Origin of the sequence: Candidatus Njordibacter sp. Uisw_002, assembly GCF_047730155.1 — a bacterium.
Lineage (GTDB): Bacteria > Pseudomonadota > Gammaproteobacteria > Pseudomonadales > Balneatricaceae > Njordibacter.
Genome location: NZ_CP159832.1, coordinates 736,868 through 749,128 on the forward strand (window position 1 = coordinate 736,868; position 12,261 = coordinate 749,128).

Consider the following 12,261-nt stretch of genomic DNA (forward strand, 5'->3'; position numbering starts at 1 on the left):
AGAGAAGTTATATGCCCGTTGGTATTGATGATATAAGTTTTTATACGACTAACTTTAGCCTAGATTTGCAAGAGTTAGCCGCTAATAATGGCTCTGATGCAGCCAAATACACTGTTGGTATAGGCCAGGAGCGCATGAGTGTGCCTGGTGCTGATGAAGACGTCGTGACTATGGCAGCCAATGCTAGTGTGCCTTTACTTGAAGGGATGAAGGCACGAGGCGAAGACCCACAGGCGATCACCACTATTTTGTTTGCTACCGAAACCGGTATAGATCAATCTAAAGCTGCGGGTGTGTATTTACATTCTTTGTTAAAGCTGGGCCCTCGTTGTCGTGTGGTTGAGCTGAAGCAAGCCTGCTATAGCGCCACTGCTGCTTTATTACTTGCTACTGCATGGGTAGCTCGTAAACCCAAAGAAAAAGTGTTGGTCATCGCTTCTGACATTGCCCGATATGAACGTCAATCGCCCGGTGAGGCCACCCAAGGCTGTGGTGCAGTGGCGATGATAGTGAGCGCAAACCCAAGGCTTATAGAGCTAGACCCTGAAACAGGTATACACACAGAAGATGTGATGGACTTTTGGCGGCCTAATTATAGATCTACTGCGTTGGTGGACGGTAAGTACTCTACTAAGGTGTATTTGCGGTCTGTGCGAGCAGCTTGGCAAGATTTTCAACAACAAAGTGACTTAAATTTTGGTGATTTTGATTACTTTTGCTATCACTTACCGTTTAGTCGTATGGCACAAAAAGCGCATAATCATTTGGCTAATGGCAATGCCCATGAGCTGAGTGCGAAAGCTTTAGATCAGCAAATTAGTGCCAGTCTTATATATAACCGTATTACTGGTAATAGCTATACTGCTGCGATGTATATTGGTTTAGTGTCTTTGTTAGATAATACGTCAGCCGATTTATCGGGTAAGCGCATTGGCTTTTTTAGCTACGGCTCTGGAAGTGTGGGTGAATTTTTCACAGGCACGTTGGTTGAAGGTTATCAAAACATGTTGCACCAACAAGCCCACCAAGCCATGCTCGATGCAAGAGCGCCATTAAACTATGCAGACTATCAAAAAATGTATGCCTTTGAAGTGCCCACAGATGGAGGTGATCATGAATTTGAGCAGCAAACTAACGGCAAGTTTCGCTTGACGGGAATTAGCCAACACAAGCGCCTTTATCAGGTGCGATGATCGATTTTGATACCACCGATGTAAGCCCTACTGCAGGGCCTTTTTGCACTCGCGCAAAGGTGCCAGGCAAAGTGATTATCAGTGGTGAACATGCTGTTGTTTACGGCGCACAAGCCATTGCTTGCGCCATCCAAAAATATGCCTTTGCTAAAGTTAGCAGTAATAATTTTTTGGGTGTACACCTTATTGTAAGTGCATTTGGCATAGATCAACAATTCACGCCCATACAGCTACTTGCGCTATCCCAAAAAACCCAACTCTCTCATCAACAATATACACTTGGCTTAAGCTCTTTGAGCGATGTGGTTTCTGGCCCTGATGCTTTTTTTGCAGCAGCCATAGGTGCCAGTGGTTTGGTTGATGTGTTGCCCAATGACACTGGATTGCATATAGAGCTGACGACTAACCTAGCCACCGGTGGTGGCATGGGCTCATCTGCTGCCTTAGTGGCGGCTATGTTAGCTGCTAGCTTTAAACATTTAGGCCAGCCCTTAAGTGCGGCTGAGCTAGTGTTAAAAACCACCCAAAGTGAGCACTGGCAACACGGGCGTTCTAGCGGTTTAGACCCTTATGTATGTGTGATGGGTGGCTTGCAGCAATATCAGTATGGTAAAGCGATTAAAAGTGCCTCTCTCACACCACAAGCTTTACAACTGCCCCCATGTTTCTTGATAAGTAGCGGTAAGCCAGAAAGCTCTACAGGTGACTGCGTGGAGTTTGTGAAACAACAAAATTTCTCCAAAAGTATGTGGCAAAAATTTAATACAGTGCAAGTAAATCTTCTTACAGCCTTGCAAGAGAATCAACAGGAAAAAGTGCTAGGCGCCATAAGAGCTAATCATCAATTACTTTGTGATATTGGTGTAGTGCCCAAGCAAGTGAATGAGTTTATTGTAAATATAGAAGGCCATAAAGGCGCTGCAAAAATATGTGGTGCAGGCAGTGTGGTAGGTGACGCGGCCGGCTTATTGCTAGTAACGGGGCTTGAGCAAAATATATTGGCTAATCTGTGCGCTAACCAAGGTTATGAAATGCAAGTCATGCAGCCAGACTTAGTGGGGATGGCTTATGACGACTAATAAAAGTGTGGTTGTTTCTGCGCCTGCTAACACCATGCTTATGGGTGAACATGCGGTACTTTTTGGCCACAATGCCTTAGTGTGTGCGTTAACTTCGCGCATCTATATAGAGGCTCACAAGCGCACTGATGGTCATATCGTTATCGACTCTAAAATGGGCCATTTTTCCTGTGCCTTGGCTGATTTGGATATGCATTTAAGTAAAAATTCTCCTTTGAGTTTTGTATTAGAGTCACTGGCCATCACTTCGCCTAAGCACGGCGTGGGCCTAGTGATTGTGTCAGATTTTGAGCATACTTTAGGTTTGGGTTCTTCGGCAGCGGTGACAGTGGCCACTATTGGCGCTATGGAGCTACTGACTAAAGGTTATTTTGATCCCCAAGCAGTGATGCAGTTAGGTATTAAGGTGATTCGCCAAGTGCAAGGCAATGGCTCTGGCGCAGACGTGGCGGCAAGTGCTTTGGGTGGTGTTGTTAAGTTTAAAGCTAAGCCTGTCAGTGCTGATAAAGTGTCACTTGGTGAGCTAACATGGCGCAATGCTCCCACATTACGTTTAGTGTATTGTGGCTACAAAACTCCAACACCAAAAGTCATAGCAAGTGTGGCTTTAGCTTCTGAGAAAGACCCAGAGTTTTTTCAAAACTGTTATGAAAAAATGGGAGCTTGTGTTGAATCTAGCATAGTTGCTTTACACCAAGGGCATTGGCAAAAGTTTGCTCGCACTATGGATCACTATCAAGACCTTATGAGAGACATAGGTGTGAGTGATGAGGCCATTGAAAGTATTATAAAATTGGGTTTAAGTCAGGCAAATGGGCAGACAAGCAAAGGCTTGGATGATGAAGTCTTATTTGGGGCAAAAATATCTGGCTCTGGACTGGGTGACTGCGTGCTTTTACTTGGTAGCCAAGCCATAGATTGGCCTCATCAACAAATCTGCGTACAGATAGACCCCCAAGGTTTACGCGAAGAAGCAGGCCTTCCTGACCAAACCAACACGCTAAGAGAGATTATGTGATGGGAACTATCAAAGCCTCAGCGCCGCCTTCAAATATTACAGTTGAAAAATGGGTTGATCACATTTTAGGTGACGCCAAAGTTAATACACCTGCAGCACAAGCCAGTGCCTATGCGCCTAGTAATATTGCCTTAAGCAAATATTGGGGTAAGCGAGAAGCAAGCTTCAACCTGCCTGTCACAGGCTCTGTGTCCATTTCTTTGGCAGATCATGGAACTCAAACCGACCTTTGCATAATAGATGGGCCAAAACATCAAGTGAGCTTAAACGGTAAAGGCTTGGATGCCAGTGATGGCTTTGTGATAAAGCTTAGTCAATGGCTTGATAGAGTTTTACCCAAAAATTTAAAGCTGGGCGTAGACACTATTAATACGGTGCCCACCGCTGCTGGGTTGGCTTCATCTGCAAGTGGCTTTGCTGCGTTAACCCTATCTACAAATAGCCTTATGGGCTGGAATTTGCCCCAACACCAGTTATCTGCATTGGCTCGTTTGGGCAGTGGCAGTGCCAGTCGGTCTTTGTGGCATGGCTTTGTAAAATGGCATGCGGGGCAGCTGCCTGATGGTAGTGATAGTGTAGCTAATCCTCTAGATCACCAATGGCCCGATTTACGGGTGGGTTTATTAACAGTTTCAAGCCATACCAAAGCAGTGTCTTCTCGTGAAGGCATGGCGCGTACGATTGCTACGTCCAAGTTATATAAACAATGGCCACAACAAGCCCAAAATGACCTAGCTACCATTGAAGCGGCGATTGCTATGGGTGATTTTGAAACCATGGCCAAAACTGCTGAACATAACGCCATGAGTATGCACGCAACTATGGCTTCTGCTTGGCCGCCGTTAATCTATTGGCAGCCTGAGTCGTTGAGCCAAATGCAAAAAGTATGGCAGCTGCGTGCCCAAGGATTGCCGCTTTATTTTACGATGGATGCAGGGCCAAACCTTAAATTATTGTTTGAAGCCAAGCATCAGGCTGATGTAGAATCGGCTTTTGAAACTGTCAAAGTTATCACCCCGTTTCAGTAGGTGGGTTCAGTTGGGCTGGGTGGTTTATTAAGAGAATCAAACATGAAAAAACTTGCCTTAGATGCGATTGATCTGCGTATTTTATGTGCGGTGCAAACTCATGGAAAAATAAGCAAATTTAAACTGGCAGAGCTGGTTAATTTGTCTCCTACACCTTGTCGGGTGAGGCTAGATAAGCTTAAAAAAATGGGCATTATTAAGGCCTATCGAGCTGAAATAGATCTTGATCACTTGCTGGATTTAACCCAAGTCATTGTTACAGTTTCATTAAAAACTCATAAAAAATCTGACTTCGAACGCTTTGAATCTTACATTAATCAAGTGGAGGAAATTATTGAATGCTATGCCACAGGCGGCGGCTGCGATTATGTGATGACCTTCATGAGTAGAAATCTTTCCAGTTTTCAAACTTTGGTGGAACAGCTGCTTAGTGAAGATATTGGCATCGACCGTTACTTTATTTACATTGTCACCAAGCGAGTTAAAAAGACACCTCCTAACCTCACTGCACTTCTATCGCCTAATCTTTAGTTGGCAGCTAAAGATTTTTAGGCTTTTTAATGGTTTTTAATTGCTATTAATAAGAGCCTAATTAGTCTTTTACACAGGCTAATTTAGTCCATTTTTAATGTGTGTTTCACCTATAGTTCGGTTATCAATTTCGTAATAGGCCTTGGCTAATTATGCGATTTATTAACTAAAAATGGACTATCTAATGAGCGCACCTAAAGAATTTGGCTTTGGCACACAAATCCGTAAATCACCTTATTTTGATGCAACCATACGTTGGGGAGCTACAGATTTTTCTGTGTATAACCACATGTATATCCCTAGAGACTTTGGTAATCCCCAGCAAAACTTTTGGAATTTAGTCAATGACGTCATTTTGTGTGATGTTGCAGTAGAGCGCCAGGTAGAAATTACAGGCCCAGATGCAGCGAAATTTGTACAAAGACTTATTTCACGAGACTTATCAAAATGTGCGGTAGGGCAATGTAAGTATGTATTGTTAACCAATGCCGCTGGTGGTGTTTTAAATGATCCTATTATGCTTCGCTTGGCCCAAAATCACTTTTGGATCTCCCTAGCAGATAGCGATATCTTATTTTGGGCACAAGGTGTGGCGGTGAACTCTGGCTTGGATGTGCATATAGGTGAGCCAGATGTGTCTCCGTTGCAGCTTCAAGGCCCTAAGTCTGGTGAGGTGATGAAGGCGCTGTTTGGTGATGATATTGTGGATCTAAAATATTACTGGCTGCGCGAATATAACTTAGATGGCATCCCTTTAATTGTTTCTCGAACAGGCTGGTCTAGCGAATTGGGTTACGAGCTATATTTACGCGATGGCTCTAAAGGTGATTTGCTATGGGAAAAGATAATGGCAGCGGGCAAACCTTTTGGCATTAAGCCTGGCCACACCTCTACTATTCGACGCATAGAAGCGGGCATGCTGTCTTATCATGCAGATATGGATATTCATACTAATCCTTATGAATTAGGTTTGGATCGCTTAATCGACATTGATGAAAACTTTGATTTTATAGGCAAGGCTGCATTGCAAAAAATTCGCCATGATGGTGTTCAGCGTAAGCAGGTGGGGTTGGTTATTAGTGGCGAGGCTATGGAAGGCTCTAATACTCGCTTTTGGGATTTGGAGAAGGACGGTGAGTTGGTAGGCAAAGTAACCTCTGCAGTGTATTCACCTCGGCTTCAAAAAAACATAGCGTTGGCTATGGTGGATGTACATCGTGCTGCTCATTTAGCGGATATAGGGATGGAGCTTGTAGTGATCAAGCCTGATGGTAAGGCCTTGGCCACTGTAGTGGAGAAGCCATTTTTTGATCCTAAAAAGAAATTAGCCGCCAGCTAACACGCTCACATCATTGGGATATTTATACTATTCTAGGGTAGGCGGGTTTAAAACGGGGTGTTCAACGGGGGTCATTTATTGCACTAGGTCTGAACACTTCTGTTATCATGGGAATGTAATTATTAACCAATACTAACACCTCTAAAGGGCACGCTGTCACCTAATGGTTTGCCTTTTCACCCTGGCATAAACTAGATAGGCACAACGACAATGAAAGGGTTTGTACTATCTCGCCACAGCCACGATACACCAAAGGGTATCCAGCTAACCTATTGGTTAGCCACTGATGATGGCCCTGTTTGTCTGCGTCAAAAGCAGCAAGAGGTTGTGTGCTTTTTGCCAAAATCTCAGCAGCATCAAGCCCAAAGCCTAGTTGAAAAAATGGGGCTAGACCCTGCTATTTGGCGCTTTCAATCTTTACCCCTCAAAACCTTCCAAAACGAGCCAGCTGTGGCGCTTTATATGCTTAATCATAAAGTTTTTTTACATGTATGTGGGGTGTTGGTTGATGCGAATATTAGCTTAATGGAACAGGATGTTCAGCCACAAGAGCGCTACTTAATGGAGCGTTTTATTAGTGCGGGTTTGGTGGTGGATGTGCCTCCTACTCATGGTGTTTTAGAAGATGTGAGAGTAAAAAGCTGTGACTATATTCCGGCTATAAAGACAGTCTCGTTAGATATTGAAACCACTATGGATGGCAAAACTATTCATAGTATTGCAGTTTATGGCATGCATGGTCAGACAGAAGTGCCTGTAGTATGGCTGCATTGGCCTGCTAGTATGCCTAAGGAAAACATTAAAGATTTGCCCCAGTACACCCGAGTATGTGCCAACGAAAGGCAGCTGTTAAAGCAATTTAGCCAATGGCTACAAGACTACAATCCAGATGCGATTATTGGTTGGGCTTTAGTGCAATTTGATTTTCAAATTTTATGTGCTCGTGCCAGAGTGCTGGGTGTGCGTTTGCGGTTGGGCCGAGGTGGTGAGGAAATACGCTGGCGAGCAGGACAGGGCAATCGTCCCGCAAAGCTTTATATACCAGGTCGTGTGGCATTAGATGGTATTGAAGTGATGCGCTCCGCCACATGGCAATTTGAATCTTTCTCATTAGAAAATGTGGCAAGGCAACTGCTGGGTCGTGGCAAGGCTATTACTAAACCTCAAGATCGCGGCGAAGAAATCCAACGCATGTATCGGGAAGATCCAAGCTCATTGGTAAGCTATAACTTAGAAGATTGCCGCTTGGTATGGGACATCTTTATTAAAGCTGATTTGATGGCTTTTCTCATTGAGCGTGCAAGGTTGACGGGTTTGTCCATGGATCGACTGGGCGGCTCTTCTCAAGCTTTCGACCACTTATATTTACCTCGCTTGCACAGGCAAGGCTATGTGGCGCCGGCATTTGCCTCGGGTCAGGCAGGTGATAGCCCTGGTGGCTTTGTGATGGATTCAAAACCTGGGCTTTATCGTAATGTGCTGGTATTAGATTTCAAAAGCCTCTACCCAAGCATTATACGCAGTTTCAAAATAGATCCTTTAGGGCTAATCCAAGGCATACAAGATGAGGCGTTAAATGCTGATGTAGCAGGATATATAAGTGACTCTATACAGGGATATAAAGGCGCCCAGTTTAGCCGCAATCAAAGTATTTTACCGGACATTATTGCAGAGCTTTGGGCGGCTAGAGATGTGGCAAAAGCTCAAAAAAATACGCCTTTATCAACGTCTATAAAAATTGTGATGAATGCGTGTTACGGCGTCTTAGGCTCTAGTGTCTGCCGCTTTTATGACCAGCGTTTAGCTAGCTCTATCACCCTGCGCGGCCATGCCATTTTGAACCAAACCAAAGACCTCATACAGCAACAAGGTATGCAGGTGATTTATGGTGATACAGACTCTGTGTTTGTATGGCTAGGTGATGAAACTATCGATCTAGAACAGGTGCAAGAGCGTGGGAATGCATTAGCAAAGATGCTGAATGAGTGGTGGAGTGAGCATCTACAAATAGAATTTAATCTGCAAAGTTATTTAGAGATTGAGTTTGAAACCTATTTTAGTCGCTTTGTAATGCCCACGATTAGAGGCCAAGAAACGGGTAGTAAAAAACGTTATGCAGGAGTGACAGTGGCGCCTGACGGTACCTCTAAAATGCTCTTTAAAGGCTTAGAGCAAGTGCGCACAGATTGGACCAAACTAGCCAAAGAGCTGCAAGCTAAGCTTTACCAAAGAATATTTAATGATGAGCCCTATTTGGATCTTATTAAGCCTTTGATCAAGCAAGTAAGGTCTGGTGAGTTAGACAGCAAGCTGGTTTACAGAAAACGCTTGCGTAGGCCCCTAGCCGAATATCAAAAAAATGTGCCACCTCATGTACAAGCAGCTCGCAAAGCTGAAGCTTGGCGCACCCAAAATAATTTTCCATCAGCCTATGCCAGCGGGGGTTGGATAGAATACGTGATTACCCTTACAGGCCCTGAACCGTTAGAAATGTCCCCTAAAAACTACGACTATCAGCACTATATTGATCGCCAAATAGAGCCGGTGGTTGATGGAATTTTGCCGTTTCTCAATGACAGTTTTGCTAATATTACTGAGCAACAGTTGGGTTTGTTTTAATGAGTGCTTAAATTTTTTTAGTTGAGTCTAATTGATCAAATGCTTGGGCAGGTCGTCAATTCTTTCACAGCCTATTTGCTCCATGACTTGTTGAAGTTGGCGTTTAAAAATCTCTAACACTTGATTGCCTCCTTGGTCTCCCATGGCGCAGGCGCCAAACATGGGAGCTCTGCCTAGAAAAGTGAATTTGGCCCCTGAAGCCAAGCTAGAGGCTACATCTGCGCCTGATCTTATGCCGCCGTCCATCATCAAGGTGACGCTGTCGCTGTATTGTTGGGCAAGTTTTGACAGGGATGTAATGCTGGACTCGCCTGCATCTAATTGCCTGCCCCCGTGGTTGGAAACGATTAAGCCATCTACGCCAAGCTTAATAGCTATTTCTGCGTCTGCTGGGTTCACGATTCCCTTAATCACTAAATTGCCTTTCCATTGGTCTCTAATGGCCTTTATTTTGTCTAAGCTTAAGCGTCCAGAAAAAGTTTCATTCATAAATAAGCCCAAGTGCTGCATATTCAGACCATGAGGAATATAGGTTTTCATGGTTTTAAATTCGGGCGAGCCTGCAAGTAGCTGGGCTATAGACCATCTAGGATGGGTCGTCATTTGTAAAAGGTTAGACAAGGTCATTTTGGGTGGAATAGACAAACCATTTCGAATTTCTTTAGGGCGGTAGGCAAAGGTAGGCGTGTCAGCCAATAGCACTAATGTATTGCAGCCTGCTTGGTCTGCACGCTGGATCAGTTTGTCTCGCAGTTTATTGTCTGTGGGATGATAAAGCTGAAACCAAAAATCACCTTCAGTAATCTTGGCAATAGTTTCAATGCTTGCTGTGCCTACAGTGCTAAGGCAAAAAGGCACGTTGTGCAGCTTGGCTGCCGCCGCTAAAATTTCACAAGATTTTGGCCACATGAGGCCCTGCAGGCCCACAGGAGCGATACCAAAAGGTGAGTCGTAGGTTTTGCCAAACAAGGTGGTTTTTTGTGAAGCGCCATTAAAATCACGCAGGTAGTGTGGCTTAAGCGCAACATTTTGAATGTCTTGTGTGTTGCGGGCTAAATTAGTGTCAGAGAAGCACCCTCCAGTAAGGTAGTCATAGGCAAAACCTGGCATGCGTTTTTTGGCGCGTGCTGCGAGCATTTCGATTGAGGGGAAACGTGAGTCCATGTTTATTTCTCGCAGGGTTATTTTAACTTCATTCTGGCTAATAAGCCTTGTAAAGTTGCACTAGATAACCGCCATTATGCCCTTGGTGGCGTTTGGGCTCTAGTGTCTATAAGTCTTATGTTTAAAGTGGCTGTTTTACTGAGCTTTTTTGGGCTTGTGACGGATTGTCTCAATGGGCCTTAAAGCTTGTTCTTAAGGCCTAATGAGGGTAAAATGAGCGCCTTATTTTTTGCGCTGCTGTGGTTTTCTTTTGACAATGCAGCAGCGTATACACCAAGTGGCTTTTGGTAGGAGCCACCACTGAGCAAGGAAACTCAATGCCTGTAATTACTCTTCCCGATGGCAGCCAGCGTGCTTTTGACGCGCCTGTATCGATTTATGATGTTGCTTTTGACATTGGCCCAGGCCTTGCTAAAGCAGCAGTAGCTGGCAAAGTAGCTGGCGAATTAGTAGATACTAGCTACGTTATCAATGAAGATACAGCCCTTGCTATTGTTACAGCCAAAGACCAAGAAGGTCTAGAAGTTATTCGTCATTCTTGTGCTCACATGATGGCGCAAGCTGTACAAGACGAATTCCCTGGTGCTCAGGTGACTATTGGCCCTGTGATCGAAGATGGTTTTTTCTACGACTTTGCCTATGAACGTCCATTTACCCCAGAAGATTTGATTAAGATTGAAGCTCGCATGAAGGCCCTGACTAAGGAAAACCTTAAAGTTGAGCGTCGCATCATGAGCCGCCCAGATGCTGTAGCGTTTTTTAAAGACCTTGGGGAAGACTATAAGGTAGAAATTATCGATAGTATTCCTGGCGAAGAAGATCTGTCTTTTTACAGCCAAGGTGGCTTTACCGACTTGTGTAGAGGCCCGCATGTGCCTTCTACTGGACACATCAAGTCGTTTAAGCTGATGAAGGTTGCAGGTGCCTATTGGCGTGGCGACTCTAACAATGCCATGCTTACCCGTGTTTATGGCACTGCTTGGGCTGATAAGAAAGACCTTAAGGCATACTTGTTCCGTCTAGAAGAGGCAGAAAAACGAGATCACCGTAAGCTAGGCAAGAAACTAGATTTGTTCCATACCCAAGAAGAAGCTCCAGGTATGGTGTTTTGGCATCCAAATGGCTGGACGATCTATCAGGTGGTTGAGCGTTACATGCGCGAGCGTCAGATTGAAGGCGGTTATCAAGAGGTGAAAACACCTCAAGTGGTTGATCGTAGTTTGTGGGAGCGCTCTGGCCATTGGGATAAGTTTTCTGACATGATGTTTACTACGTCATCTGAAAGTCGTGACTATGCGGTTAAGCCCATGAACTGCCCATGTCATATTCAAATTTTTAATCAAGGTTTGAAGAGCTACAAAGAATTACCGATTCGTATGGCTGAGTTTGGCTCTTGTCATCGTAATGAGCCTTCAGGTACTTTGCACGGCATTATGCGTGTGCGAGCATTTACCCAAGATGATGGCCATATTTTTTGCTCTGAAGATCAGATGCAAGATGAAGTGGCTCGTTTTATCGACTTTTTGTACGACGTATATAAAGATTTTGGCTTTGACGATATTATTTTAAAGCTCTCTACTCGCCCAGAGCAGCGTGTAGGTGCTGATGATGTTTGGGATCGTGCAGAGGCTGCTTTAGAAGAAGCCCTAAACGCTAAGCAATTGCCATTTGATATTTTGCCTGGTGAAGGCGCTTTTTATGGCCCCAAGATTGAATTTTCTTTGAAAGATTGTCTTGGCCGAGTTTGGCAGTGTGGCACCATTCAAGTCGACTTCTCTATGCCTGGTCGATTGGATGCGCAGTTTGTAAATGAAGCAGGTGATCGTGAAGTGCCAGTGATGTTACATCGGGCAACTTTGGGTTCATTTGAACGTTTCTTGGGTATTTTGATTGAAAACTTTGCTGGAGCCATGCCACCTTGGTTGGCACCAAAACAAGTATCAATTTTGAATATTACCGACAAACAGGCACCTTTTTGCAAAGAAGTTGAAGAAAACTTAACAAAAATGGGCTTTAGGGCCTCTGCGGACTTGAGAAACGAAAAGGTAGGCTTTAAAATCCGCGAGCATACAATTCTTAAGGTTCCTTATCTTCTAGTAATAGGAGATAAGGAAGTTGAAACTCAATCTGTCACTGTGCGAACTCGTACGGGTGAAGATTTGGGTAATATGAGCCTAGAGTCATTTGCGGATCTGCTTAATGCAGACATTGCAAAGCTAGGGCGCACTGAAGCGTAAATATACGCTTTAAATTACGAATTAACGGAGATACCGAAATTAAACGGGAATAT

At 44.3% G+C, this 12,261-nt stretch carries 9 protein-coding genes; 8 read left to right on the plus strand and 1 reads right to left on the minus strand.

Annotated elements, in window-relative coordinates; genetic code table 11:
• Positions 1-11: 11 nt before the first annotated feature.
• The 7 genes from ABXT42_RS03585 to ABXT42_RS03615 all read left to right on the plus strand — a co-directional run bounded on the left by ABXT42_RS03585 (position 12) and on the right by ABXT42_RS03615 (position 8,807).
• Entirely contained in the window at positions 12-1,193 is a 1,182-nt protein-coding gene (locus tag ABXT42_RS03585) for a hydroxymethylglutaryl-CoA synthase (RefSeq protein WP_443629000.1), read from the plus strand.
• Positions 1,190-2,272, plus strand: coding sequence for a mevalonate kinase family protein (locus ABXT42_RS03590; protein WP_443629001.1), 1,083 nt, complete (start codon positions 1,190-1,192; stop codon positions 2,270-2,272). The genes ABXT42_RS03585 and ABXT42_RS03590 overlap by 4 nt, the downstream gene beginning before the upstream one ends.
• A complete protein-coding gene (locus ABXT42_RS03595; RefSeq protein WP_443629002.1) occupies positions 2,262-3,290 on the plus strand; it encodes a mevalonate kinase family protein in 1,029 nt (342 codons plus the stop codon). The genes ABXT42_RS03590 and ABXT42_RS03595 overlap by 11 nt, the downstream gene beginning before the upstream one ends.
• Positions 3,290-4,318, plus strand: a complete 1,029-nt coding sequence (gene mvaD / locus ABXT42_RS03600; protein ID WP_443629003.1) for a diphosphomevalonate decarboxylase — start codon at positions 3,290-3,292, stop codon at positions 4,316-4,318. The genes ABXT42_RS03595 and mvaD overlap by 1 nt, the downstream gene beginning before the upstream one ends.
• A gap of 42 nt (positions 4,319-4,360) precedes the next feature.
• Positions 4,361-4,849 carry an Lrp/AsnC family transcriptional regulator gene (locus tag ABXT42_RS03605; RefSeq protein ID WP_443629004.1) on the plus strand — a complete coding sequence of 163 codons (489 nt, stop codon included), beginning with the start codon at positions 4,361-4,363 and terminating at the stop codon, positions 4,847-4,849.
• Between the two features lie 184 nt (positions 4,850-5,033).
• Entirely contained in the window at positions 5,034-6,188 is a 1,155-nt protein-coding gene (locus ABXT42_RS03610; RefSeq protein ID WP_443629005.1) for a glycine cleavage T C-terminal barrel domain-containing protein, read from the plus strand.
• A 210-nt stretch (positions 6,189-6,398) separates the two neighbouring features.
• Positions 6,399-8,807: a DNA polymerase II gene (locus ABXT42_RS03615; RefSeq protein ID WP_443629006.1), complete on the plus strand. Its 2,409-nt coding sequence runs from the start codon at positions 6,399-6,401 to the stop codon at positions 8,805-8,807.
• Between the two features lie 27 nt (positions 8,808-8,834).
• Here ABXT42_RS03615 and ABXT42_RS03620 read toward each other — a convergent pair whose 3' ends face one another.
• A complete protein-coding gene (locus ABXT42_RS03620; RefSeq protein ID WP_443629007.1) occupies positions 8,835-9,971 on the minus strand; it encodes an alpha-hydroxy acid oxidase in 1,137 nt (378 codons plus the stop codon).
• Positions 9,972-10,288: 317 nt separating this feature from the next.
• On the opposite strand from ABXT42_RS03620, the gene thrS reads away from it, so the two are divergent.
• Complete coding sequence (gene thrS / locus ABXT42_RS03625; RefSeq protein ID WP_443629008.1) at positions 10,289-12,208, plus strand: threonine--tRNA ligase; 1,920 nt, start codon at positions 10,289-10,291, stop codon at positions 12,206-12,208.
• The last annotated feature ends 53 nt before the right edge of the window (positions 12,209-12,261 follow it).